Here is a 25,851-nt window from a genome sequence, read left to right as displayed (position 1 = left end):
ACTACTTTCCCTGGCAGAGTCTATTTCAACCGCTCGGCAAGAAAACGGGCAGCCCGTTCGTGGGCTTGTTTCGCCAGGGATGTTTCTGGTTTCAGAAAAAAGTCATGGCTTCCGCCATCAAATATTGAGAGTTCAGTCTCGGTTCCTAGGGATTTGGCCTGTTCTGATAATGCTCTTGCCATCGAGACAGGAAATACACGGTCTTCGCTCCCCCAGACGACCAGGAGGGGAGGAGCCGTGCGAACGGATTGAGAATAACCAGCGGGAAAGCCACCGTCCACGAGCACCAGGGCATTGGCAGCTTGCCGGTTTACCGTTGCGGTGATGGCGATTTGCGCGCCCAGCGAAATTCCGAGAACGCCGATTTTCCGGTTCTCTGGAGATTGTCTCTTGAGAAACAGTAGAACATCCCGGACAGCAGCGCTCCATCGGGCTATGTGGCTTGTGTAATATTGGATGCGGCCTGCCGCACCCTTCGCATGGCCAATGGCAGTCAAATCTGCGTCTGAAACGGCATGAACCAGATAGGCATCAAGCCCTGCCTTATCGAGACTTTGAGCAAGATCGTCATAGGCTGCTGATCGGAAGCCTTTGCTACCGCTCAGGATGATAGCGGCTGGGCGCTTCTGAGGTGCGCGCCTTTCGAACGTCTCTATTGCGATGTCGCCCTGCGTGGTCTTGACTATTACCGTTTGACGGGCGTTTGCCCGTGACGGGGTGCAAGAGATGAAAGCCAGACAAAAAACAGTCGTGGCCAGCAGAAAAGCGGTAGAACGAGAGCAATGCAGCATTACTCGTCTTCCACCGCTAGGCTGGCCTGCGGGCCGGAGGCGACGGCGGGTGGGAGGGGGACGCCCTTGGTTCTTTCCCGCATCAGGGTAATCAGGCCGGAGCCGATGATCAGGGTGATGCCGACCAGCATGGGTAGATCGACATGGTCGCCGAAGATCAGGTAGCCAAACAGAATGGCCCAGAGCATCTGGCTATATTGTGCAGGTCCCAGCACGGCCGCAGGCGCAAAGCGGGTTGCCAGCATCATCAGCACAGTGGCAAGGGCAGCAAACAGGCCGTAGCTGAGCAAGAGCAGCCAGTCCGTTCCTTGCGGCCAGGAGAAAGCGGGCAGCATGGCGATGCCGGAAATGATGATGGTGCCGAAGGCGCCAGCACCGTAAAGCGATGTGGATTTTTCACGCGGGCCGATGGCGCGGTAGACGACGATGGAAATCGCCCCACCCAACCCGCCGATGACAGCGCCGAGATGGCCGATCGACAATTCCCTGAAACCCGGACGCAGCACCACTAGCACGCCGATAAAACCGATGATGACGGCGCTCCAGCGGCGCATGCCGACCTGTTCCTTGAGGAACACCACCGACATGATGGTGACGAAGCAGGGCAAAAGGAAAATCAGACAGAAGGCCTCGGCCATCGACAGATGCGTGAAGGCTGTCACCGCCCCAATGGCACTGGTGCCTGACGCGACGAACCGCAGCAGCCAGAGCTTCAGGTTTGAGGTCCTGAACACATCCGTCAGCGAATCGCCGCGCTTCAGCAGAAATGGCAGGGCAGCCAGACCGAACAGCGATCCGAAGAAGGCCGATTCGAACGGACTGATTCGTCCATCAACGAGTTTGACCGATGCATCGCTGATGGCGAAGGCGGCAAAGGCCGCAAAAGCGAGCGCAAGGCCGCGAGGTGTCGTATCGGAGGTCACGAGCGGGTCGTCCTGGAGTTTGGCCGGGGAAATCCGTCATCAGGTTTCCACCGGCAGGGGCCTCTCGTGAGTATGGCCGATATTGCGTTGCGTCAATTCAGTTTCGACTGTTCGACTGCCTTTTCAGCGGCGATGTCGCGCAGGGCATTGGCCAGAACGTCTGTCGGCTGGGCGCCACTCACGGCATATTTCTGGTCGATGATGAAGAAAGGCACGCCATTGACGCCCATCTTCTGGGCGGCGTCGATTTCATCGATGACCATGTCCTTATCGGCATCGCCTGCCAGCAGGGCCTGCATCACCTTGCGGTCCAGCCCAGCCTCCTGGACAATATCCAGCAGGACGGCATGGTCGCCGAGATTGCGACCATCCTCGAAAAATGCCTTGAACAGGCCTGAGACCACGGCACCCTGCGCTTCACGGCTTTCCAGTCCTGCCCAATGGATCAGCCGATGCGCGTCCAGCGTATTGGGACCGATCTTAACCGCATCGAAATTGAAGGCAATGCCAACCTCGCGGCCAAGCTCGGCCAATTTCTGAAGGCTGCGGTCCATGTTTTCCTTGCCGCCAAACTTCTTGGTGAGTTCCGCTTGCTGATCAACGCCTTCGGGCGGATAGTCCGGATTGAGCCGGTAAGGGCGCCAGTTGACGTCGATACTAACAGTGTCCTGCACCTCGGCAATGGCCAGGTCCAGCCGGGCCTTGCCCAGATAGCACCACGGGCAGACGACATCGGACACGAGATCGATGGTAATGCGTTGCATGAAAGGGTCTCCATCGGTATGTGGCAGCGATGACACGCCGCAGATCCGTGCGCAGTCAGCGCACGGTGGTTGAATTCATTGCGCCCTGGCGTCCCACCACGTGGGGAGCTGATAGCCCAGCATCGGCACTTGGTCAGGCCTTGCGATTCGCTTCCAGCGCGCCAGCCATTGCTCGCCATTATAATAGAGTGGCACCACATAATGCCCCGCCACCAGAAGGCGATCGAGGGCCCGCACGCTGGCCTGATAGTCCTCCAGGCTTCTGGCATTGACCATGGTGTTCAGCACCCGGTCGATATCCGGATTGGCCACCCCGGCATAATTGAAACTGCTCTGCCGATCTCGGGCAACGGAACCCCAGCGGTTGAATTGTTCAATACCGGGAGCCAGCGTCGAAGGATAGGCCATGACGACCATGTCATAATCGAAGCTGTTGGAGCGCGCCTGATATTGCGCATCATCCACCGTCCGGATGGTCATGCCGATGCCGATCAGCCTTAGGGTGCGCTGATAGGCAAGCGCCATTTTCTCCTGGCCGGCATTCTGGGTCATGACCTCGAAGGACAGTGGCTTGCCCTGGGCATCGACCATTTTTCCATCATTGATCGAATATCCAGCCTGGCTGAGCAACGCGACGGCCTGGCGCAGAATATTACGGTCGGCGCCCGAACCATCGGAAATCGGCAATGTATAGGTGCCCGCCAGGATTTCCGGGGCAATCGTGTTGCGCGCATTGCCAAGGATTGCCAGTTCGCGGTCGTCGGCGGCATGGCCAAAGGCGCCGAGCGGCGAATTCTGCCAGTAACTCTGGATTCGCTTGAACGCATTGCCGTAGATGTTTTTGTTGACCCACTCGAAGTCGAAGGCGAGCGTCAGCGCCTCGCGCACCTTCACATCGGCAAAGATCGGGCGGCGGGTGTTGAACACGAATCCCAGCATGCCCGTCGGTTTTTGCGGGGTAAAGGTCTCGCGCACAACATCGCCATTCACGGCTGCGGGGAAATTATAAGCCCGCAGCCAATGGGCCGAATCACCATCAGGGTAAAGATCGATCTCACCCTTCTTGAAGGCTTCGAACAGGGTGCTGTCCTGCAAAAAATAGGTTACGCTGACTTCGTCGTAATTATCGAAACCCACCTTCGAGGGAAGATCCTTGCCCCAATAATTCGGGTCGCGCTGATAGGTAATCCGCTCGCCGGGGCGGATATCCTTGATCTTATAGGGGCCGGAGCCAACAGGCACATTCAGCGACGACTGTTCGAAAAGGTCCGGGTCGATGGCATGCTTCGGCAGGATCGGTGTTGCATAGGCCAGAAGCAGCGGAATTTCCCGGTCGGCCTTGTCGTTGAAGGTGAAGCGGACACTATGCTCGCCAACCTTTTCCATCTTGGCGACGCCATTCAACCGCTTGTCGAAAGGCGCACGGCCTTTCTGCTGGAGGATCTGGAGCGTGAAAATCACGTCATCCGGCGTCACGGGCTGGCCATCGTGCCAGCGGGCCTTGGGGTTGAGGTTGAACTGGATGAAGCTGCGGGCATCATCCCACTCGACGCTTTGCGCCAGAAGACCGTAGAGCGTGTAGGGTTCGCCGGCCGAGCGCGTCATCAGCGTTTCGTAGAACAGGTTGCCGTATTCCGGGTCCCAGATGCCGCGCGCCGTTGTGCGCATGCCCTTGATGACAAAGGGGTTGAAGCTGTCGAACGTGCCAACCACGCCGTAGGAAATCCGGCCACCCTTTTTCACGTCAGGGTTGACGTAAGGCAGGTGCTTGTAATCGGCGGGCAGGGTGGGCTTGCCATACATGGATATGGCATTGACGGGCTCGGCCAAGGTAGCCGATGCGGCAAACACGCCGCAGAACGGCAGGACCAAGACCAGCAGGGTCGACAAAAGACGCCGCAAACCATTTCCTCTCGAGATCAGTATTTTAAATTTCGCGGCAAATTATCACGAACTGCCGGAAAGCCAACCGCTATGGCACAATTCCTGCCATGGAAGCGCCATGTAAGTGACTGGGTGGAATTGTCCAGTAAAACAAATGTCGCGCGCGCTCAATCGTTCCACAAATTGGATGCATCTCTGCCAAACACCAAAGAAGCACTGGATATTCGCGGCGATGCGCTGTAACAGGATCACCACACACATCGGGTCATCTATTTGCCTCATTTAAAACCCAGGGGATGAACGAATAGGCCGATCTAATCGGGTGAGAACTTCGGTTCGACAAAAGTTTTCAGGAGACGGATCTCGTTATGACGTTTACAGCAGCCAAAACCGCGCGTGCGGCACTCTCCGCTCTCGTTCTCTCCACTGGCTTTGCTGGCGCATCTTTTGCCCAGCAGCAGCCCGCTGGCGATGCCGGCTTGCCGCCGCAGGGTTGGTTCAAGACCTGCGCCAAGCAGGAAGACAACGATATCTGCACGGTGCAGAACATTCAGGTCGCGCAGAACCGCCAGATGATTATCGCCGTGGCGATCATCTCCATCGAAGGCAAGATGAACCGCAAGCTGATGCAGGTTTCCGTGCCTTCCGCACGGCTCGTCCCTCCGGGCGTCGTTTTGCAGATCGATGGCGGCAAGGGCCAGAAGATCGATTACGCCGTCTGCTTCCCGGACCGTTGCACAGCTGAAATTCCGCTGACGGACGCGATGATTGCCAGCCTGAAGAAGGGCCATGACGTGGTGTTCACATCGATGAACTTCCGCCGCGTTCCAAACCCGATCAAGATTTCGCTGGATGGCTTTACCGGTTCCTACGATGGTCCGGCTATCACCCAGTCCCAGGCACAGGAGCGCCAACGTCTGTTGGAAGAAGCCATGCAGAAGAAGAATGAAGAATCGCAGAAGGCCCTGGAAGACGCCCAGAAGGCCGCCAAGGAAACCAAATAATCGGTTATTCCCTTGCTTCATTGAAAAAAAAGCCCCGGTCGTTAAACCGGGGCTTTTTTTTATAGGATATAATTATCAACTGATCAGTGAGCCAAATTCATCCGCGGCTTGTAATGACCGGCCTGCTCTTCCACGAAGATCTGGTTGATATGCGGATTGCGCAGCGGTTCGCCGCTTTCGTCTGTCTCCAGATTTTGTTCGGAGACGTAGGCGACGTATTCCGTCTCGGCATTTTCAGCCAACAGGTGATAGAAGGGCTGATCCTTGCTGGGCCGCAATTCTGCGGGGATCGCGTTCCACCATTCTTCCGTATTGGCGAATTCCGGATCGACGTCGAAAACGACGCCGCGAAACGGAAATACCTTGTGACGAACAATGTCACCGATTCCAAACTTTGCGTTGCGTTGTTTCATGGCTTTGTTTCCTTTCGTCAAATATTTGGGAAACGGGACAACGAACATCAAGGGTCTCGACATGGTTTTGTCACAAAACGGCTGAGGCATGGCCGCCCGGTTTAACGAGATGTGCAATTGCAAAAAATACCAATGATACTGCAATAAAAAAGCCGGCAGGGTTGCTGCCGGCTTTGGTGTCGATCGGATCAGACCGAGTAGTACATGTCGTATTCCACCGGATGAGGTGTCATATCGTAACGCATGACTTCCTGCATCTTGATGTCGATGAAGGCGTCGATCTGGTCGTCGTCGAAGACGCCGCCGGCGGTCAGGAACTTGCGATCCTTGTCGAGGCTTTCCAGCGCTTCGCGCAACGAGGCGCAAACCGTCGGGATCTTCTTCAATTCCTTCGGCGGCAGGTCGTAGAGATCCTTGTCCATGGCCTTGCCAGGATGGATCTTGTTCTTGATACCATCGAGACCAGCCATCAGCATGGCGGCAAAACCGAGATAGGGGTTGGCGGTCGGGTCAGGGAAGCGGACTTCGACGCGCTTTGCCTTCGGATTGGAGCCGAACGGAATGCGGCAGGAAGCAGAACGGTTGCGGGCGGAATAGGCCAGCAGAACCGGTGCTTCATAGCCAGGCACCAGACGCTTGTAGGAGTTGGTCGAGGGGTTGGTGAAGGCATTCAGTGCCTTGGCATGCTTGATGATGCCGCCAATGTAGTAGAGGCAGCTTTCCGACAGACCGGCATATTCATCACCGGCGAAGGTTGGCTTGCCATCCTTCCAGATCGACTGATGCACATGCATGCCCGAGCCATTGTCGCCAAAGATCGGCTTCGGCATGAAGGTTGCGGTCTTGCCATAGGCATTGGCAACCTGATGCACGACATATTTATAGATCTGCATCTTGTCGGCGTTGCGCACCAGCGTATCGAACTTGATGCCAAGCTCGTGCTGGGCGGCGGCGACTTCGTGGTGGTGCTTTTCGACGGTCACGCCCATTTCGGACAGAACCGTCAGCATTTCCGAGCGCATGTCCTGGCAGCTGTCGATCGGCGGAACCGGGAAATAGCCGCCCTTGACGCGCGGACGGTGGCCGAGATTGCCGGTTTCATAGTCGGTATCGTCGTTGGACGGCAATTCGGTGGAATCGAGCTTGAAGCCGGTATTGTAAGGATCGGCCTTGTATTTCACGTCATCGAAAATGAAGAATTCAGCTTCCGGGCCAAAAAATGCCGTGTCGCCGATACCCGACGCCTTGAGATAGGCTTCCGCCTTCTTGGCCGTGCCGCGCGGATCGCGGTTATAGGCTTCACCGGAAACCGGATCGAGAATATCGCAGAGAATGACCATGGTCGACTGGGCGAAGAACGGGTCCATATGCACCGTTTCCACGTCTGGCATCAGCACCATGTCGGATTCGTTGATCGCCTTCCAGCCTGCGATGGAGGAGCCGTCGAACATGACGCCATCGGCGAACATGTCTTCATCGACACAGACGATGTCCATGGTGACGTGCTGCAACTTGCCCTTGGGGTCGGTGAACCTGAGATCGACAAATTTTACGTCGTTGTCTTTGATTTGTTTAAGAATATCCTGTGCGGTCGTCATTAGGTTTGTTCCTCGATTTGATGACGATTATAAGACCCGACCTCCCTCAGCCGGGCCGCATTCAAATGGCGTCGACGCCGGTTTCGCCGGTTCTGATCCGGACGACTTCCTCGACGTTGGAAACGAAAATCTTTCCATCGCCAATACGCCCCGTTTGCGCGGCATTGCGGATAGCGTCGATGACGGCCTCGACGTTTTCATCGGCTAGCACGACTTCAACCTTCACTTTAGGCAGGAAGTCGACCACGTATTCGGCGCCGCGATACAGCTCCGTATGGCCCTTTTGCCGCCCAAATCCCTTGGCTTCCGTGACCGTTATGCCTTGCAATCCTACTTCCTGAAGGGCTTCCTTCACTTCGTCCAGCTTGAAAGGCTTTATGATCGCTTCGATCTTTTTCATGAGAAAATTTCTCTCCGCTTCCCTCATTGATGCAGGTAACACCTGTTTGCCCTGCGTTGATGCACTTACCGTGCCAATTTGGTCCGCGAATTGCGAAAAAAACAGAAAATCACCCGCATTGCCGAAACAGTTTTGCCTAAACCCGGGCAAAACACCAGAGCTAAGTGCCTATTTTTTGTGAGAATTAGTCAGATTGAATTTTTTGCTGATTTTATGAATTGCGCAGATTTTTTGCATAAATTCATGCTAGTTCAACAGGCAAATGCACAATAAATATCCAATATTAATTTCCTCAACGCCATTGCCGTTTGGTTCGGCTTTCGATTTGATATTTGCATGATGCAAACATCTTTTCATCACTTGATTTCTCCCTCTTCCATGGCGCTGGTGGACCGTGATGCGGCCAACTCGGGCATTGATAGTTATGGCCTGATGCGCAAGGCCGGTTCTGGCGTTGCGGCGGCGGCACTCCGGCTTTTCCCCCAGGCGCTGAGGGTGGCGGTGCTGTGTGGGCCGGGAAACAATGGCGGTGACGGCTATGTTGCGGCTGAAGCGCTGCGTCAATCCGGGGTTTTGGTGCAGGTCTTTTACCTGGGCGAGCCGGAAAAGTTGAATGGAGATGCTGCTCTCGCGTTTGCGGATTATCGGGGCAAGACCGAACCGCTGGCGCTTTATGATCCCCAGCAGGGGGATCTGGTGGTAGACGCTTTGTTCGGAGCAGGCCTCGCGCGCGACTTGCCTTTGCCGGCGACAGAACTGATCGAGCGGGTCAATCGGGTCGGTATTGCCGTTGTCGCGGTCGATCTGCCTTCCGGTGTCGATGGCCGCACGGGCCAGCCCCGCCCGGTGGCGTTTCAGGCAGCCCATACGGTGACATTCATGGCAAGAAAGCCGGGACATGTGCTGTTACCGGGACGTTCGCTCTGCGGCACGGTGGAGATCTACGATATCGGAATTCCGCGTCGCATCGTTGATCGACATCGAGGCGAGGTTTCTGTCAATCATCCCGATTTTTGGGCGCATCTCCTGCCAAAAGTCTCTGGTGTCAGCCATAAATTCACCCGGGGCCATCTCACGGTGTTTTCCGGGCGCACAAGTGCGACAGGCGCCGCACGGCTGTCCACCATGGCAGGATTGAAGGCCGGGGCCGGGCTGGTGACGCTGGCCTCACCGGCCAGTGCCGTTCTTGTCAATGCCACGCAGACCACTGCCGTGATGGTGAAGGCCATCGATGATCTTGATGACCTTGAGGACTATCTGACTGACCAGCGGATGAGCGCCTTCGTGCTCGGACCCGGATTTGGGATTGGCGAAAAGGCGCGGGAATTCACCCTTTCGCTGTCCAAACGCAGGCTGGTTCTCGATGCCGACGGTATTTCTTCTTTTAGGGATCAACCAGACGAGCTTTTCGACGCATTTTCCGGCAATGAAACCCGCTTGGTTCTGACGCCGCATGAGGGCGAGTTTTCTCGCCTGTTTGCCGATATTGCCGGTGAGAAGACGTTGGGCAAAGTTGAAAAGGCCCAGGCTGCCGCCAGAAAAGCCAATGCGGCGGTGGTCTACAAAGGTGCAGATACAGTGATTGCCGCTCCCGATGGCCGGGCGCTGATCAACGAAAATGCGCCGCCGTGGCTTGCCACAGCCGGTTCCGGCGATGTGTTGGCCGGGATCATTGGCGGATTACTAGCGCAAGGCGTTCCGGCCTTTGAGGCTGCGGCGACAGGTGTCTGGCTTCATGCTGAAACGGGCGCAAGGCTCGGCGAGGGATTGACAGCAGAAGATCTGGCTACGGCTGTGCGGCCCTTTCGCCAAGGCTAAAACATCAGCATCATGGCGACACGGCGAAGTGGATTGAGGCCCTTCGCCACTTCTGCGGCAAGAATCTCTTTCAGCCGGGCGGGACAGGCGTCCCCCTCAATGGCTTGAAACCCAAGAGAAGAATAAAAGGGCGCGTTGAAAGGCGCGAAACGGTCCGTCGTCAGCGTCGCACCCACGAGATGTCTGGTCCGTCCTTCAGTAAGCAGAGCGTTTATGAGACGACGCCCAATTCCTTGTCGCTGCCATTCAGGATGAACATCCACTTCTCCTATGTGCAGCCATCCCTCGCTTATATAGCCCCCAGCATATCCGACCGGACTCTCCGTTCCATCGAAAGCCGCCAGAAGCAGACCGGCATCGAGATACACTTGCAATTCCTCGTCGCTGCTTGCAGCAGGGTCGCCTGTCACGGCCCCAGCAGCCCGAAGGGTTTCGAACGAAGCCAATTCCACATTTCGCAAATTGCAAAAATGGTAAGCCGTAGCGGGACCGACATGGATCGTATCAAGAGTGTCACTGACTGGTGTCTTCGTCATGAGACCTTCAGTTCGATAGAGCTTTCTGAAGCAATTGCGCGCCATTCGGCGCATTGACCTTGCCGCCCGTGATGAAAAACGCAAACACATCGCGTGGTTTTTTATCCACTATCCGTTGCGGCGCGATCAGCGGCAAATCCTGCGGCACCCCGCCTTCGGCATAGGCGGAAAACCGTTTTGCCCAGTCCTTCACCTGGGTTTCAGGATAGCAGGTCTTTATCTCATCTGTTCCCTTTTGCAGCCGGGCATAGACAAAATCCGCGGTGACATCGGCAAACATCGGGTAATCCTGATGATCGGCACAGACTGCGGCCACGCCATGACGCTCCAGCATGGTGATGAAATCAGGTGTCTGGAACGAGGGATGGCGTGGCTCGACCACATGCCACAGCTTCAAACCATTGAGGGTTTTCGGCAGGAGCGACAGAAACGCCTCGAAATCCTCAGGTTCGAACTTCTTCGTTGCCATGAATTGCCAGAGAATTGGGCCAAGGTGGCTGCCAAGTTCGGCAATACCCTGGTTCAGGAATTTCTCAATAGACGGGCCGGCCTCCGCCAATATCTTACGATTGGTGCAATAACGACTGGCTTTCAGCGAAAAGACGAAATCGTCAGGCACGTCAGAGGCCCATTTGGCAAAGGTCTCTGGCTTCTGGCTGGAATAATAGGTGCCGTTGACCTCAATAGCCGTGAGCTGGCGACTGGCGTGTTCCAGCTGCCGTTTCTTCGGCAGCTTTTCAGGATAGAACGTGCCTTCCCAAGGCTCGAAAGTCCAGCCGCCGATGCCGGTGCGGATTGTGCCTGCGGTCATCTGCCCACTCCTTGTTGATCGCTATTCTGCGGCTTGCGGCTTCTTCATCGGACGGCGCTCCAGCAACTCCCTGAGGAAGTGGCCGGTATAGGAAGCCTCTACTTTGACGATCTCTTCCGGCGTGCCTTGGGCGACGATCTGGCCGCCGCCATCGCCACCTTCGGGGCCGAAATCGATGATGTGATCGGCTGTCTTGATGACTTCGAGATTGTGCTCGATGACCACGACGGAGTTGCCCTGATCGACCAGCTCCTGAAGCATTTCCAAGAGTTTGGCAACGTCATGGAAATGCAGGCCGGTGGTCGGCTCATCTAGTATATAAAGCGTGCGACCCGTCGATTTCTTCGAGAGTTCCTTGGCAAGCTTTATGCGTTGGGCTTCGCCGCCTGACAGCGTATTGGCCTGTTGCCCGACCTTGATATAGCCGAGGCCGACATCGAACAGCGCTTGCAGCTTGTCGCGCACCGCAGGGACAGCCGAGAAGAATTCCACACCCTCCTCGACCGTCATGTCCAGCACATCGGCGATCGATTTGGTTTTGAAGGTCACATCAAGCGTTTCGCGATTATAGCGTTTGCCATGGCAGACGTCGCAAGTGACATAGACATCCGGCAGGAAGTGCATTTCAATCTTGATGACGCCATCGCCCTGGCAGGCTTCACAACGTCCGCCCTTGACGTTGAAGGAAAAGCGGCCGGGCTGATAACCGCGCGCCTTGGCCTCCGGAAGTCCAGAAAACCAGTCGCGGATCGGGGTAAACGCGCCGGTATAGGTGGCGGGGTTGGAGCGCGGCGTGCGGCCAATCGGCGACTGGTCGATATCAATCACCTTATCGATGAATTCGAAACCATCGATCCGATCGTGATCGGCCGGGTTTTCGCGTGCGCCCATCACCCGTCGTGCTGCGGCCTTATATAATGTCTCGATCAGGAAGGTCGATTTGCCACCGCCGGAAACGCCGGTAACGGCGGTAAACACACCAAGCGGAATGGCCGCCGTGACATTCTTCAGATTGTTGCCCCGCGCGCCGATCACCTTGATCTGCTGGCCCTTCTTGGGCTTGCGCCGCGCCGGTGGCACTTTAACGCCAAGCTCACCGGTCAGGTATTTGCCGGTCAGTGACTTGTCATTGGCCATGATGTCTTGCGGACTGCCCTTGGCGATCACCTGGCCGCCATGAATGCCTGCCGCAGGCCCGATATCGACCACATAATCGGCGGCCAGAATGGCATCCTCGTCATGCTCGACAACGATCACTGTATTGCCAATATCGCGCAGGTGCTTGAGCGTATCAAGCAGCCGGGCGTTATCGCGCTGATGCAGGCCAATCGACGGCTCATCAAGCACATAAAGCACACCGGTTAGGCCTGAGCCGATCTGTGAGGCAAGCCGGATGCGCTGGCTTTCTCCGCCTGACAGAGTGCCGGAATTGCGCGACAGGCTGAGATAGTCCAACCCGACATCATTGAGGAAGCTTAGCCGCTCGCGGATTTCCTTGAGAATACGAACGGCAATTTCGTTCTGCTTGTCGGTCAACAGACCAGGCAGGGTCTCAAACCAGCCGCCTGCAACCCGGATCGACATTTCCGTGACCTGGCCGATATGCAGGCCGTTGATTTTCACCGCCAGTGCTTCCGGCTTCAGCCTGAAACCCTTGCAGGCAGGGCAGGGCGCGGCGGACATGTAGCGCTCGATTTCTTCCCGCGCCCAGGCGCTGTCGGTTTCCTTCCAGCGCCGCTCCAGGTTCGGGACGATGCCTTCGAAGGTTTTTGTCGCGCTATAGGAGCGGGCGCCGTCGGCGTAGTGAAACTCGATCTTTTCTTCCGTGCCGTGCAGGATGGATTTCTGTGCCTCGGCGCTCAGATCCGACCATTTGCTGGTCAGCTTGAAGCCAAAAGCTTTGCCGAGGCCTTCAAGGGTCTGGTCGTAATAAGGAGAGCTGGATTTTGCCCAGGGGGCAATTGCACCGTCCTTCAACCGCTTGTCGGCTTCGGGAATGATCAGCGCTTCATCAATCTTCTGCTGGAAACCAAGGCCGTCGCAGGTCGGGCAGGCACCGAATGGATTGTTGAAGGAAAACAGCCGGGGCTCGATTTCCGGAATGGTAAAGCCGGAGACGGGGCAGGCGAATTTTTCCGAAAACAGCACCCGCTCATGGGTCTCGTTCAACGACTTGTTGGCGGAACCGCCAGCCGAGGTTTCATTGGCCGGCAACGGCTTGTCAGCAAATTCGGCGACCGCCAACCCGTCGGCAAGGCGAAGGCAGGTTTCTAGGCTGTCGGCCAGCCGAGAGGCCATGTCGGCCCGCACCACGACGCGGTCAACGACGATGTCGATATCGTGCTTGTATTTCTTGTCGAGGGTTGGCGCCTCGGCGATTTCGTAGAAATCGCCATCGATCTTGACGCGCTGGAAGCCCTTCTTCATCAGCTCGGCGAGTTCTTTCTTATACTCGCCCTTGCGGCCCCGGATCAGAGGCGCAAGAATATAAAGCCGCGTCCCTTCCTCAAAGGCCAGAACACGGTCAACCATCTGGCTAACGGTCTGGCTCTCGATCGGCAGGCCGGTGGCTGGCGAATAGGGCACGCCAACGCGGGCAAACAGCAGGCGCATGTAGTCGTAGATTTCGGTGACTGTCCCGACCGTCGAGCGCGGATTGCGCGAGGTGGTCTTTTGCTCGATGGAGATTGCAGGCGACAGGCCTTCGATCAGGTCCACATCGGGCTTCTGCATCATCTCCAGGAACTGCCGGGCATAGGCCGACAAGCTTTCGACGTAGCGGCGCTGACCCTCGGCATAGATCGTATCGAAGGCCAGCGACGACTTTCCCGAGCCGGAAAGGCCGGTCATCACGATCAGGCTGTTGCGCGGCAGGTCAAGGTCGATGCCCTTGAGATTGTGCTCGCGCGCACCACGGATGGAAATCGTCTTCAATTCGCTCATAACAAAACTCGGTTTGGGAGAGAGCCGCAGGCAGGAATGCCGCTCCTTATTTAGTCACTGCTGCCGTCCTGTCGAGACGGGTAGGTCGATTCTGCGTTCGATTCCGGTAGAGTTGACTGCATCATACAAATTTATTAGAACAAAGAAAGAACATTTTTTGGTCTGGATTCTTCGCTGTGGATTACAGGTGATCTGCCTGCCCTTAATCGACAGGGATAGGATAAGGTTAAAATTGATTGGATTTGTAAGCCGCCCCATGGTGGCAGCGAGGTGAGTATCATGGCTGGAAGCGTCAACAAGGTTATTTTGATCGGCAATCTGGGCGCCGACCCGGAAATCCGCCGTACCCAGGACGGTAAGCCGATTGCCAACCTGCGCATCGCCACGTCCGAATCCTGGCGCGACCGTAATTCCGGCGAGCGCAAGGAAAAGACTGAATGGCATAGCGTGGTGATCTTCAACGAAGGTCTCTGCAAGGTGGCCGAACAATATCTGAAGAAGGGCGCAACTGTTTATATCGAGGGCCAGCTTCAGACCCGTAAATGGCAGGACCAGAACGGCAATGACCGTTACTCGACGGAAATCGTCCTCCAGGGCTTCAATTCGACCCTGACCATGCTTGGCGGTCGTGGCGATGGGGCAGGCGGCGGTGCTGCCCGTGGCGGCAGCGATTTCGGCGGCGGCGGCGGTGGCTACGACGACTACGGCTCGGCCCCGGCCCGCAGCGGCGGTGCGTCGTCCGGCGGTCGCGGTGCCAGTGCGCCGTCGGGCGGATTCTCGCGCGATATGGATGACGATATTCCGTTCTGATTTGCGACGTTCAGCCGGAGTTCTTCGGTTCAGGCGCATCCTCATTGGGATGCGCCTTTTTCTTTATGATTGAAGACCTCAGAGGTGAAATGCCGACTTGATGCCGTCAACGACGAATTGCACGGAGAGCGCGGCCAGTATGACGCCGAGCAGGCGTGTCAGGATCGCCCGACCCGTCACCCCTAAAAACCGGTCAAGCCGATCTGCGATCACGAGCGCCAACAGCACGATGCCGATGCAGAGTGCGAGAACCAGGATCAGTTCTGTGCGCTCGACCGGGCTCGGCAGGGAGCTGGCCAGCAGGATGGTGGCAGAAATGGCCCCAGGGCCAGCAATCAGCGGCAGGGCAAGCGGGAAAACCGCGATATGGTGCATGTGATCGCGGGTAATCGCGTCTTCCGACGTCTTTTCCTTGCGCTCCTGGCGTTTCTCGAAAATCATCTCGAAGGCGATAGCAAATAGCAAAAGACCACCGGCGATGCGGAACGCGCCCATCGAAATGCCGAGCCCTTCAAGAAGGCTAGCACCAAAAACTGCAAAGACTGCCAGAATGCTGAAGGCGATAGCCGTGCCGCGTAGCGCCACCTGCTTGCGTTGCTGGCGAGTCATGCCGCGTGTCAGGCCAAGAAACAGCGGTGCCAGGCCCGGCGGGTCCAGCGTCACCAACAGGGTGGTGAAGGCATTGAGGAGAAGTTCGACATTGGTCATGGATGTTCTCCTGTTTCGGTTTGGATAAAGGCCACAGATTGCGCGAAACTGGGGCGCTGTGGTTTCTTCTACCATATCCGGGCCGTTGGAGAGTGATTTCCGGCGCGTGGAGGCAACGTCAAGCCACCAGTGACGGTCATTCGGGCAGATAGCGCCTCAGGGTTCAAGAAATGCCTTGTCATAGCCGCAAAAGCCTGTTCAAAACCTCCCAGCTAATTGGCGCGGAAAGGGGCTTTCCGCTATAAAATCCCTAGTGATTCTAACAGGCGTGACCCGTTTTGACTGAGCAAAGCACACCCGGCGGCAAAATGCCGTCCGATATCGAACCCATTTCGATTATAACGGAGATGCAGCGGTCGTATCTCGATTACGCGATGAGCGTTATCGTCAGCCGCGCACTTCCCGATGTCCGCGATGGTTTGAAGCCCGTTCATCGTCGCATTCTGTTTGGCATGTCCGAGCTGGGTATCGACTGGAACAAAAAATATGTGAAATGCGCCCGTGTGACCGGGGACGTGATGGGTAAATTCCATCCACACGGCAACTCGGCGATCTATGATGCGCTGGCCCGTATGGCGCAGGATTGGTCGCTTAGGCTGCCGCTGATCGACGGTCAGGGCAATTTCGGCTCCATCGACGGCGATCCGCCAGCGGCGGAACGCTATACCGAGTGCCGCCTGCAAAAAGCCGCACATTCGCTCCTGGACGATCTCGACAAGGACACCGTCGATTTTCGTGACAACTATGATGGCACGCTGTCTGAGCCTGTCGTCGTGCCAGCGAAATTCCCCAACCTACTCGTCAATGGCGCCGGCGGTATCGCGGTCGGCATGGCGACGAATATTCCGCCGCACAATCTGGTCGAAGTCATCAATGGCTGTATCGCGCTGATTGAAAACCCGGCTATCGACTTGCCGGAACTGATGCAGATTATTCCCGGCCCTGATTTTCCGACCGGCGCGCTGATTCTGGGCCGTAGCGGTATTCGTTCAGCCTACGAGACCGGACGCGGTTCGGTGATTATGCGCGGCGTGGCACGGATCGAGCCGATGCGCGGTGACCGTGAGCAGATCATCATCACCGAGATTCCCTATCAGGTGAACAAGTCGACGATGATCGAGAAAATGGCCGAATTGGTGCGTGACAAGCGCATCGAGGGCATTTCCGACCTACGCGACGAATCTGACCGTCAGGGCTACCGCGTTGTGGTGGAGCTGAAGCGCGATGCCAATGCGGACGTGATCCTCAACCAGCTCTACCGCTATACGCCGCTGCAAAGCTCGTTCGGCTGCAACATGGTGGCGCTGAATGGCGGCAAGCCGGAACAGTTGACGCTGCTCGACATGCTGCGCGCTTTCGTCAGCTTCCGCGAAGAAGTTATTAGCCGGCGAACGAAGTACCTGTTGCGCAAGGCGCGTGACCGCGCCCATGTGTTGGTTGGTCTTGCCATTGCCGTTGCCAATATCGACGAAGTCATCCGGCTGATCCGCCAGGCACCGGACCCGCAGACGGCGCGCGAGCAGTTGATGGAGCGGCGCTGGCCGGCAGCTGATGTCGAAAGTCTGATCCGGCTGATCGATGATCCGCGTCACCGCATCAACGAGGACAATACCTACAACCTGTCGGAAGAGCAGGCACGTGCCATTCTCGAATTACGTCTTGCTCGCCTGACAGCCCTTGGCCGCGATGAAATCGACGAGGAATTGAACAAGATCGGGGCGGAAATCTCCGATTATCTCGATATTCTGTCGTCTCGCACGCGGATTCAAACCATCGTTGTCGATGAGCTTGTCGCTGTGCGCGATGAATTCGGCACGCCACGCCGCAGCCAGATCATGGAGGGCGGCCCTGACATGGACGATGAGGATCTCATCGCCCGTGAAGACATGGTGGTGACGGTTTCGCATCTCGGCTATATCAAGCGTGTGCCGCTGGTCACCTATCGCGCCCAGCGCCGCGGCGGCAAGGGCCGCTCCGGCATGGCGACACGGGACGAGGATTTCGTTACCCGGCTATTTGTTGCCAATACCCATACGCCGGTTCTGTTCTTCTCGTCGCGCGGAATCGTCTACAAGGAGAAGGTCTGGCGTCTGCCGATCGGTACGCCGCAGTCACGCGGCAAGGCACTGATCAATATGTTGCCTCTAGAGCCAGGCGAGCGGATCACCACGATCATGCCGCTGCCCGAGGATGAGGCAAGCTGGGATAATCTCGACGTAATGTTCTCGACAACACGGGGCACCGTGCGCCGTAACAAGTTGAGCGATTTCGTCCAGGTCAACCGCAATGGCAAGATCGCCATGAAGCTTGAGGAAGAGGGCGATGAGATCCTCTCCGTCGAAACCTGCACGATTGACGACGATGTGCTGCTGACCACGGCCTTGGGGCAGGCGATCCGCTTCCCTGTCGATGAAGTCAGAGTGTTTGCCGGTCGCAATTCCATCGGTGTTCGCGGCATTTCCTTGCAGCTGAATGACCGAATCATCTCGATGACCATCTTGAGCCATGTCGATGCCGAGCCATGGCAGCGTGCGGCCTATCTGAAGCGTTCGGCTACCGAGCGCCGCGCCAGTGGTGTGGATGAGGACGACATCGCATTGGTTGGTGAAGAGGTGGGTGAAATCGGCGATCTGACCGAAGAGCGTTATCAGGAGCTGAAGGCACGCGAACAATTCGTGCTGACGATTTCCGAACGCGGTATTGGTAAGCGATCGTCGTCCTACGATTTCCGCACCTCTGGCCGTGGCGGCAAGGGCATTCGTGCCACCGACACGTCGAAGACATTGGAAATCGGCCAATTGGTCGCTGCCTTCCCGGTTGAAGACAAGGACCAGATCATGCTGGTCTCAGACGGCGGTCAGTTGATCCGCGTGCCGGTCGATGGCATCCGCATTGCCAGCCGCGCTACCAAGGGCGTGACGATCTTCAATACCGCCAAGGATGAAAAGGTCGTCTCGGTCGAGCGCATCAATGAGCCGGAAGGCGAAGAAGATGGCGAGATCGGTGCAGAGACCAGTGCCGACGAGGGTGTCTCCACTGATCCGGCAACACCGGATGAGAGCGCGACCTAAAAAATATCGTTCAGGTTAAAAACCAGAAGGGCCATGGCGCTACCCGCGCCATGGCCCTTTTGCATTCTGATAATATGTGTAACAAGCATCTGCCCCGCTCTCGTTAGTCAGATGCGGAACGTGCCTTTACGCCGGGCGTAACTTGCGCAGTCGGAGCGCGTTGGTCAGCACAAAGACACTGGACAGTCCCATCGCACCGGCGGCGAAAATCGGCGATAGCAGTGTTCCATTGACGGGGTAGAGCAGACCAGCCGCCAGCGGGATCAGCAGGACATTGTAGGCAAAGGCCCAGAACAGGTTCTGGCTGATATTGCGGATCACCGCCTTGCTGATGGAGATCGCCCGTGCCACGCCTTGCAGGTCGCCGGACATCAGAACGACATCAGCGCTTTCGATGGCGATATCGGAGCCGGTGCCCACTGCGATGCCGATATCGGCGGCGGATAGGGCCGGGGCATCGTTTATACCATCGCCAACGAAGGCGAGCTTGCTTCCATCCTTGCGAAGGCTAGCAATCGCCGTCACCTTACCGTCGGGCAGAACTTCGGCAATTACTGTATCAATGCCGAGGCGGGCGGCGATGGCCTCGGCGGTGCGCCGGTTATCGCCGCTGATCATCGCCACCTTGAGGCCAAGGTCGTGCAAGGCGCGGATTGCCGCCGGTGTGCTTGCCTTGATCGGATCGGCGACGGCCATCAGAGCGGCGGGTTTTCCATCGACTGCCAGATAGAGCGGGGTTTTTGCTTCCATACCCAGCCGTTCGGCGTCCTCGGCAAATGCGGAGAGATCAATGCCATGCCGGGTCAGCGCCCGGTCGGCACCAACAAGCACCTGATGGCCGGAGACGATGCCGCTGATACCGTAGCCTGGTTCTGCGACAACATCGGTTGCGATCTGGCGAGGCGCTTGTTCAGCCTCGGAAGCGGCCAGGATGGCTTTGGCAATCGGGTGTTCGGAGCGCGCCTCAAGGCTGGCTGCAAAGGACAGGATGTCGGCACGGGAAAAGCCGTCTGCCGCCACCAGATCGGTCAGTTCCGGCCTGCCTTCTGTTAGCGTGCCGGTCTTGTCGAGAGCGACGATTGTGACATCGCGGAGGCTTTGCAAGGCTTCGCCCTTGCGAAACAGCACACCCAACTCGGCGGCACGGCCGGTGCCAACCATGATCGAGGTCGGAGTTGCCAGCCCCATGGCGCAGGGGCAGGCGATGATCAGCACCGCAACCGCATTGACCAGCGCATAGCTAAGTGCAGGCGCAGGGCCGAACAACAGCCAGACAATGAAGGTGAGCAGAGCCGCCGCGATCACAGCTGGAACGAACCAGCCGGTTATCCGGTCCACCATGCCCTGGACCGGTAGTTTCGAGCCTTGTGCGGTTTCCACCATGCGGATGATCTGGGAAAGAAGCGTGTCGGCTCCGACCTTAGTGGCGCGAAACCGGAAGGCACCGTTTTTGTTGATCGTACCGCCGGTTACCGTGTCGCCGTCTGCCTTTTCCACCGGTACCGGCTCGCCTGAGATCATTGATTCGTCGATAAAGGAGCGGCCTTCGATCACCACGCCATCGACAGGAAGTCTTTCGCCGGGGCGGATGTCCAAGACATCACCGACGATAACGGCGGCAATGTCGATATCAACAGGCTTGCCCTCCCGGATCACCCGCGCGGTTTTGGGGCTAAGGCCGATCAGCCGTTTGATGGCATCGCTGGTCCGGCCTTTGGCACGGCTTTCCAGCGTTCGGCCCAGCAGCACCAGCGTGACGATAACGGCTGCCGCCTCATAATAGACATTGACGGTGCCTTGCGGCATCAGCCCCGACATGAACGTGGCAACCAGCGAATAGCCATAGGCCGCAGATGCGCCCAGCACCACCAGCGAGTTCATATCTGGATGAAGGCCTATCAGGTTTGGCACGCCACGGCGAAAGAATGTGAGGCCGGGACCAAACAGCACCAGCCCGGCCAGCAAGGCCTGAAACACCCAGCTGGTCTGCATGCCAAGCGTGTTCATCACCCAGAAATGCAGGGCGGGAATGAGGTGGGAACCCATTTCGATGATGAAGACCGGAAGGGTCAGAAGAAAGGCAATCGCAGTCATCCGCGTCAAGCGATGCGTCTCATCGGCGCGCCGGTCGGGCAGGGGTTCGGGGGCGGATGGTCCTTCCGAGCTGGCGGGTTTGCGAATGTGATAACCGGCCTGTTCCACAGCAGCGACGAGGGTCTGTCTATCCGTCTCTGCGGTGACGGTCACGGTGGCGCGTTCGGTTGCCAGATTGACCGCCGCTAAACTGACGCCCGGCACAGCAGCCAATGCCTTTTCCACGCGCCGCACACAGGAGGCGCAGTTCATGCCATCTATGTCTAATTCCTGGGTCTCGATACGCGGCGCATAACCGGCCTGTTGAATGGCTGCCAGCACGGCGGCGAGATCCGGCTGCTGCGAAAACTGCACGCTGGCCTTTTCACTGGCCAAATTGACCGAGGCAGACGATACGCCCGGCACGGCGGCAATCGCCTTTTCGACCCGCCGCACGCAAGAGGCGCAATTCATGCCATCGATGGCGATGGTGGTTTCAAGGGTGTTGGTGGCATTCATCGGTCTGGTTCCTATCCGGCTGCCAGCCATAGATAAGGCTTCCCACCATGGGAAGGTCAAGGCGTGAACTGGAGAAATCTTACCGTAGCGAGGGCTGCTGTTTGAGGCGCATCGCCGCAGCTTGACTTAAGTCAAGGTTACAAAGGGCGGGACGTGAAAAACCTCTGATAACGAGAGGTGCCGTTATGAATAGCAATGGGATAGAAACACGACCGGATGTTGAGCGTTTCACCGCCGAGCCAGTGAATTCCGCAAAAATTCGCAGGCCGCTCTATGAAGCGCGCAAGAAGATCTTTCCAAAGCGCGCTTCGGGCCGGTTCCGGCAGTTTAAATGGCTGATCATGGCCATTACTCTTGGGATCTACTATCTCACGCCCTGGCTGCGCTGGGATCGCGGTGCCTATGCCCCGGATCAGGCAGTGCTGATCGACCTGGCGCATCGGCGATTCTACTTCTTTTTTATCGAGATCTGGCCGCAGGAGTTTTTCTTTGTCGCGGGCCTGCTGGTTATGGCGGGGTTTGGCCTGTTCCTGGTCACATCCGCGGTCGGGCGCGCCTGGTGCGGCTATACCTGTCCGCAAACGGTCTGGGTCGATTTGTTTCTGGTGGTCGAGCGCTTTTTGGAAGGCGACCGCAATGCTCGCATCAAGCTGGACAGCGCGCCGTGGAGCCCGTCCAAGATCTGGAAACGCGGTGCCAAGCATGTCACCTGGATCATCATCGGCGTGCTGACTGGCGGTGCGTGGATCTTCTATTTCGCCGATGCTCCGAGCTTGCTGAAGGAGTTCGTCACCGGTCAGGCCGCCGGCGTTGCCTATGTCACCGTCGCCATCCTCACCGCCACAACCTATGTGTTTGGCGGGCTGATGCGCGAGCAGGTCTGCATCTATATGTGTCCATGGCCGCGCATTCAGGGCGCCATGCTGGACGAAAAGTCGCTGGTCGTGACCTATAATGATTGGCGCGGCGAGCCACGGACCCGTCACGCCAAGAAAGTCGCCGCAGCCGGTGAGACTGTCGGGGACTGTGTCGATTGCAATGCCTGCGTGGTGGTCTGTCCGATGGGCATCGACATCCGCGAAGGCCAGCAACTGGAATGCATCACCTGCGCGCTTTGTATCGATGCCTGCGATGGGGTTATGGATAAGCTTGCCAAGCCGCGTGGGCTGATCGCCTATGCGACATTGGAGGAATATCAATCCAATATGGCGCTGGCGACCGATAACGGCACCCAGTCGATCGATCCCGACCGGGTCCGCAAGGCCGATGGCAGCTTTGTCGATTCCATCAGGCATTTCGACTGGCGGGTGATTTTCCGGCCCCGGACCTTGCTGTATACAGCCGTCTGGTCCGCCGTCGGCGGCGGCCTGTTGTTTGCGCTGATGACCCGCGACAGGCTGGACATCAACGTGCTGCATGATCGCAATCCGCAATATGTGCTCGAATCGAGTGGCGCTATCCGAAACGGCTATACGGTGCGGCTGCTCAACATGATCCCGCAACCACGCGACCTGACGGTGACGCTGGACGGCCTTCCTGACGCCACCATGAAGGTCAACGGCATGCAGGACCAGCCCGGTCGGTCGATCATCGTCACGGCGGAACCGGATGAGGCGACCACGCTGAAGATCTACGTCACGCTTGCCGGTCGTGACGTGACGGAGGCTTCCGAGCCATTCCGCTTTATTGTCAGTGATCCGAATTCCAGCGAGCAGGCCATCTACAAGGCTACATTTAACGGTCCCGGCAACGGATCTGGAGAGAAAAAATGAGTGCTGACAGCCCAAAGACCTTTGTTTTCACCGGCTGGCATATGCTGGCATCGATCTGCTCTTTCTTTGGGGTGATCATTACCGTCAACCTGACCATGGCCTGGTATGCGGGCCATAGCTGGAGCGGCATGGTGGTGCAAAACACCTATGTCGCCAGTCAGCAATTCAACGACACGACAGCGCAAATCCGCAAGCTGCTGGATACCGGCATCCAGGGAACGATGACGATAAAGCAGGGGGCGATTGCCTATGATCTCGCCATTCCCGGCAAGGGCCCTGTGATTGCCGATCAGGTGGTCGCCAATTTCAAGCGCCCGGTTGGTGAGCATCAGGATTTCACTGTCATGCTGAAGCCAGCCGGTCCCGGACATTTCACCGGCGATCATCCTGTTGATGACGGCCATTGGATTGTCGAAACCATTGCAACCCGTGATGGGCAACTGGTCATGCATGAAGCCAACCGTATGGCTGTCATCGGGGGTGAAAAATGAGTTGCTGCGCGGCGGGCTCGGAAGCGGCCCTCGACCTGGAACGCTCAGGGGCGCTGCTGCCATCCTCCGAGGAAATCCGGCTGGCAAGCCGGGATCTGGGCGAGGGGTTGACCCAGGTGGATTTCAGCGTACCCGGCGTCTATTGCGGCGCCTGCATCACCAAAATCGAGACGGCCTTAAAACGTCTGCCTGCCGTCGAGCGAGCCCGCGTCAACCTCTCCACTCGGCGCGTCGGCGTGGTCTGGCGGACAAGGGTTGCAGAGGAAGGGCCGTTCATCGACCGGGAAGCAGGCCCATTTACGCACGATAGCGGGTTCGATCCGGCGGAGCTTGCGCGCGCCATTGCGTCTACCGGCTATAGCTGCCACCTGTTCACACCTCAGGATCTGGCCTCCGATCTGCTCTTGAAACAATTGATCCGGGCCGTCGCCGTTACCGGCTTTGCTGCCACCAATATCATGCTGCTGTCGGTCTCCGTCTGGTCCGGTGCGGATGCATCGACGCGGGATCTGTTTCACTGGATTTCGGCACTGATTGCCGCACCGGCGCTGATCTATGGCGGGCGGTTCTTCTATCAATCGGCCTGGACGGCACTTCGGCACCGGCGCACCAATATGGATGTGCCGATTGCCATCGGCATCTCGCTTTCTTATTTCTCGTCGCTGTGGGAAACCATTCATCACGGCGAACACGCCTATTTCGATGCGACAGCGTCGCTGCTGTTCTTCCTGCTGATCGGCCGAGCGCTGGACCATATGATGCGCGACCGCGCCCGTTCGGCGATCAGCGGTCTGGCGCGGCTCAATCCGCGCGGTGCCACCGTTGTCGGCGCAGACGGCAGCCGGGAATACCGGCTGGTGGATGATATCAAGGTCGGCGAACATGTCGCCATCTCCGCTGGCGAGCGTATCGCGCTTGATGGCACCGTCATCGCCGGGACCAGCGATCTCGATGTCTCCATCGTCAATGGTGAAAGTGCGCCGCAAACCGTCGGACCCGGCGATGCCGTGCAGGCGGGAACGCTGAGCCTCACCGGATCGCTGACGGTCAAGGCGACGGCACAGGCACGCGATTCTTTCCTCTCGGAAATCATCCGGCTGATGGAGGCGGCGGAGGGTGGCAAGGCGCATTATCGCCGCATCGCCGACCGGGCCTCGCAGCTCTATGCGCCTGTCGTTCATCTGCTGGCTCTCACCTCCTTCATCGTCTGGGGGCTTTATGACGGCGACTGGAAACATGCGCTGATGGTGGCGATTGCCGTGCTGATCATTACCTGCCCTTGCGCATTGGGTCTGGCCGTGCCGGTCGTGCAGGTGGTAGCAGCCGGAAAACTGTTCCAGCGCGGCATCATGGTCAAGGACGGCTCGGCCATGGAGCGTCTGGCAAAGGTGGATGCCGTCGCCTTCGACAAAACAGGCACGCTGACGCTTGGCCGCCCCATGCCCGTCGATATCAACAGGGCCAGCCCCGGCATGATCTCCATCGCCGCCGGGCTCGCCGCTCATTCCCGTCATCCGCTGTCACAGTCCCTGTGGCGCAGCGCCTCATCCAATTACGGGGCCGGGGCAATTCGTAATTTCTCCGGTGTGACGGAAATTCCCGGCAGCGGCGTCGAGGCAGACGCGCCGGAAGGGCGCTACCGGCTCGGAAACCGCCGCTTTGCCCTCGGCTCTGGCGAGGGTGAGGCCGATGGTCCGGCTCTGTCGGAAGTCATTCTTTCGCTGAATAGTTACAGTCTCGGCTGTTTCCGCTTCGAAGACAGCCTTCGTCCCAGCGCAGCGGAAGTTATTGCCGGGCTACAAGCCGAGGGCATGAGGGTCACGATCCTGTCGGGAGACAGAACGCCCGTGGTGAAGGCGCTCGCTGCACGGCTTGGCGTCGACGCGGCAGAGGCCGAACTCTCGCCATCCGGCAAGGCAAAATTCTGCGCGTCAGCAGACGAGGCTGGGAGGCATCTGCTGATGGTGGGCGATGGCATCAATGACGCGCCAGCGCTATCGGCAGCCTATGTCTCCATGGCACCGGCCACCGCCGCCGATGTCGGGCGCCAAGCCGCCGACTTTGTCTTCATGCATGATGGGCTCGATGCCGTGCCTTTCGCCATAAACGTCTCCCGCCGGGCCGGAAAGTTGATCCGCGAGAATTTCGTGTTGGCAATCGGCTATAATGTGCTGGCCGTACCGGTCGCACTGCTGGGCTATGCCACGCCGCTGATTGCCGCCGTCGCCATGTCGACCTCCTCGATCATCGTGGTGGCCAATGCGCTGCGGCTGAACGGTTTGGGCGGATTTACCCGCAAGGCCGACGCTCATGCCCTTCAACCGGCATCGAACCGCAAACCGCTGGAAATAGCCGCATGAACATGCTGATCTATCTCATTCCCATTGCTTTGTTGATGGGTGGTATCGGCCTTGCAGCCTTTCTCTGGTCGCTGAAAAGCGGCCAGTATGAGGATATGGATGGTGCGGCATGGCGGGTGATCACTGATGACGACGACCACCCCTGAAGATTGATCTGCCAAA

21 protein-coding genes are annotated in these 25,851 nt (G+C 57.8%); 9 read left to right on the top strand and 12 right to left on the bottom strand.

Features of this window, described 5'->3' with window-relative positions:
* Positions 1 to 20 precede the first annotated feature (20 nt).
* From IEI95_RS17530 to IEI95_RS17515, 4 genes are all read right to left on the bottom strand, one after another.
* Positions 21 to 791 (bottom strand): alpha/beta hydrolase, encoded by a 771-nt coding sequence (locus tag IEI95_RS17530; protein ID WP_194416834.1) that lies wholly within the window; start codon positions 789 to 791, stop codon positions 21 to 23.
* Positions 791 to 1,714, bottom strand: a complete 924-nt coding sequence (locus tag IEI95_RS17525) for a DMT family transporter (protein WP_194416833.1) — start codon at positions 1,712 to 1,714, stop codon at positions 791 to 793. Before IEI95_RS17525 ends, IEI95_RS17530 begins: the two co-directional genes overlap by 1 nt.
* A gap of 92 nt (positions 1,715 to 1,806) precedes the next feature.
* Positions 1,807 to 2,478, bottom strand: coding sequence for a DsbA family oxidoreductase (locus tag IEI95_RS17520; RefSeq protein WP_156536385.1), 672 nt, complete (start codon positions 2,476 to 2,478; stop codon positions 1,807 to 1,809).
* A gap of 75 nt (positions 2,479 to 2,553) precedes the next feature.
* On the bottom strand, positions 2,554 to 4,359 hold the full coding sequence (locus IEI95_RS17515; protein ID WP_194417319.1) for an extracellular solute-binding protein: 1,806 nt from the start codon (positions 4,357 to 4,359) through the stop codon (positions 2,554 to 2,556).
* A 93-nt stretch (positions 4,360 to 4,452) separates the two neighbouring features.
* Between IEI95_RS17515 and IEI95_RS17510 the strand changes: the two genes are divergently transcribed.
* A complete protein-coding gene (locus tag IEI95_RS17510; protein ID WP_156536383.1) occupies positions 4,453 to 4,605 on the top strand; it encodes a hypothetical protein in 153 nt (50 codons plus the stop codon).
* 125 nt (positions 4,606 to 4,730) lie between these two features.
* A complete protein-coding gene (locus tag IEI95_RS17505; RefSeq protein WP_015916110.1) occupies positions 4,731 to 5,366 on the top strand; it encodes an invasion associated locus B family protein in 636 nt (211 codons plus the stop codon).
* Positions 5,367 to 5,449: 83 nt separating this feature from the next.
* Here the strand turns inward: IEI95_RS17505 and hspQ are convergent, their stop codons facing one another.
* The 3 genes from hspQ to IEI95_RS17490 all read right to left on the bottom strand — a co-directional run bounded on the left by hspQ (position 5,450) and on the right by IEI95_RS17490 (position 7,777).
* On the bottom strand, positions 5,450 to 5,779 hold the full coding sequence (hspQ, locus tag IEI95_RS17500) for a heat shock protein HspQ (protein ID WP_041697996.1): 330 nt from the start codon (positions 5,777 to 5,779) through the stop codon (positions 5,450 to 5,452).
* Between the two features lie 188 nt (positions 5,780 to 5,967).
* The gene (gene glnA, locus IEI95_RS17495; protein ID WP_070164765.1) at positions 5,968 to 7,377 is read right to left on the bottom strand and encodes a type I glutamate--ammonia ligase; all 1,410 of its coding nucleotides are present in this window, start codon (positions 7,375 to 7,377) and stop codon (positions 5,968 to 5,970) included.
* Between the two features lie 61 nt (positions 7,378 to 7,438).
* Positions 7,439 to 7,777, bottom strand: a complete 339-nt coding sequence (locus IEI95_RS17490; RefSeq protein WP_015916113.1) for a P-II family nitrogen regulator — start codon at positions 7,775 to 7,777, stop codon at positions 7,439 to 7,441.
* A 336-nt stretch (positions 7,778 to 8,113) separates the two neighbouring features.
* Between IEI95_RS17490 and IEI95_RS17485 the strand changes: the two genes are divergently transcribed.
* On the top strand, positions 8,114 to 9,595 hold the full coding sequence (locus tag IEI95_RS17485; RefSeq protein ID WP_156536382.1) for an NAD(P)H-hydrate dehydratase: 1,482 nt from the start codon (positions 8,114 to 8,116) through the stop codon (positions 9,593 to 9,595).
* On the opposite strand, the gene IEI95_RS17480 is transcribed toward IEI95_RS17485, so the two are convergent.
* From IEI95_RS17480 to uvrA, 3 genes are read right to left on the bottom strand one after another with little or no spacing between them, the layout of a single operon-like run.
* Positions 9,592 to 10,131: a GNAT family N-acetyltransferase gene (locus IEI95_RS17480; protein WP_194416832.1), complete on the bottom strand. Its 540-nt coding sequence runs from the start codon at positions 10,129 to 10,131 to the stop codon at positions 9,592 to 9,594. The genes IEI95_RS17485 and IEI95_RS17480 overlap by 4 nt on opposite strands.
* 7 nt (positions 10,132 to 10,138) lie before the next feature.
* On the bottom strand, positions 10,139 to 10,942 hold the full coding sequence (locus tag IEI95_RS17475; protein WP_156536381.1) for a DUF72 domain-containing protein: 804 nt from the start codon (positions 10,940 to 10,942) through the stop codon (positions 10,139 to 10,141).
* 21 nt (positions 10,943 to 10,963) lie between these two features.
* Complete coding sequence (gene uvrA, locus IEI95_RS17470) at positions 10,964 to 13,885, bottom strand: excinuclease ABC subunit UvrA (RefSeq protein WP_156538075.1); 2,922 nt, start codon at positions 13,883 to 13,885, stop codon at positions 10,964 to 10,966.
* A gap of 279 nt (positions 13,886 to 14,164) precedes the next feature.
* On the opposite strand from uvrA, the gene IEI95_RS17465 reads away from it, so the two are divergent.
* Complete coding sequence (locus IEI95_RS17465; protein ID WP_015916118.1) at positions 14,165 to 14,695, top strand: single-stranded DNA-binding protein; 531 nt, start codon at positions 14,165 to 14,167, stop codon at positions 14,693 to 14,695.
* Between the two features lie 78 nt (positions 14,696 to 14,773).
* Here IEI95_RS17465 and IEI95_RS17460 read toward each other — a convergent pair whose 3' ends face one another.
* Positions 14,774 to 15,403, bottom strand: a complete 630-nt coding sequence (locus tag IEI95_RS17460; RefSeq protein WP_156536379.1) for a MarC family protein — start codon at positions 15,401 to 15,403, stop codon at positions 14,774 to 14,776.
* Between the two features lie 278 nt (positions 15,404 to 15,681).
* On the opposite strand from IEI95_RS17460, the gene gyrA reads away from it, so the two are divergent.
* The gene (gene gyrA, locus IEI95_RS17455; protein ID WP_156536378.1) at positions 15,682 to 18,474 is read left to right on the top strand and encodes a DNA gyrase subunit A; all 2,793 of its coding nucleotides are present in this window, start codon (positions 15,682 to 15,684) and stop codon (positions 18,472 to 18,474) included.
* A 126-nt stretch (positions 18,475 to 18,600) separates the two neighbouring features.
* Here the strand turns inward: gyrA and IEI95_RS17450 are convergent, their stop codons facing one another.
* Positions 18,601 to 21,066 carry a heavy metal translocating P-type ATPase gene (locus IEI95_RS17450; RefSeq protein WP_156536377.1) on the bottom strand — a complete coding sequence of 822 codons (2,466 nt, stop codon included), beginning with the start codon at positions 21,064 to 21,066 and terminating at the stop codon, positions 18,601 to 18,603.
* A gap of 185 nt (positions 21,067 to 21,251) precedes the next feature.
* Between IEI95_RS17450 and ccoG the strand changes: the two genes are divergently transcribed.
* Genes ccoG through ccoS form a run of 4 tightly spaced genes read left to right on the top strand, consistent with a single transcriptional unit; the run spans position 21,252 to position 25,835 of the window.
* Positions 21,252 to 22,838 carry a cytochrome c oxidase accessory protein CcoG gene (ccoG, locus tag IEI95_RS17445; RefSeq protein WP_156536376.1) on the top strand — a complete coding sequence of 529 codons (1,587 nt, stop codon included), beginning with the start codon at positions 21,252 to 21,254 and terminating at the stop codon, positions 22,836 to 22,838.
* A complete protein-coding gene (locus IEI95_RS17440) occupies positions 22,835 to 23,329 on the top strand; it encodes a FixH family protein (protein ID WP_156536375.1) in 495 nt (164 codons plus the stop codon). Before ccoG ends, IEI95_RS17440 begins: the two co-directional genes overlap by 4 nt.
* Positions 23,326 to 25,689, top strand: coding sequence for a cation-translocating P-type ATPase (locus tag IEI95_RS17435; RefSeq protein WP_156536374.1), 2,364 nt, complete (start codon positions 23,326 to 23,328; stop codon positions 25,687 to 25,689). Before IEI95_RS17440 ends, IEI95_RS17435 begins: the two co-directional genes overlap by 4 nt.
* Positions 25,686 to 25,835 carry a cbb3-type cytochrome oxidase assembly protein CcoS gene (ccoS, locus tag IEI95_RS17430; RefSeq protein ID WP_015916125.1) on the top strand — a complete coding sequence of 50 codons (150 nt, stop codon included), beginning with the start codon at positions 25,686 to 25,688 and terminating at the stop codon, positions 25,833 to 25,835. Before IEI95_RS17435 ends, ccoS begins: the two co-directional genes overlap by 4 nt.
* Positions 25,836 to 25,851: the final 16 nt, after the last annotated feature.

Origin of the sequence: Agrobacterium vitis (assembly GCF_014926405.1) — a bacterium.
Classification (GTDB): Bacteria; Pseudomonadota; Alphaproteobacteria; order Rhizobiales; family Rhizobiaceae; genus Allorhizobium; species Allorhizobium vitis_H.
This window is presented reverse-complemented; position numbering and strand designations above follow the sequence as displayed.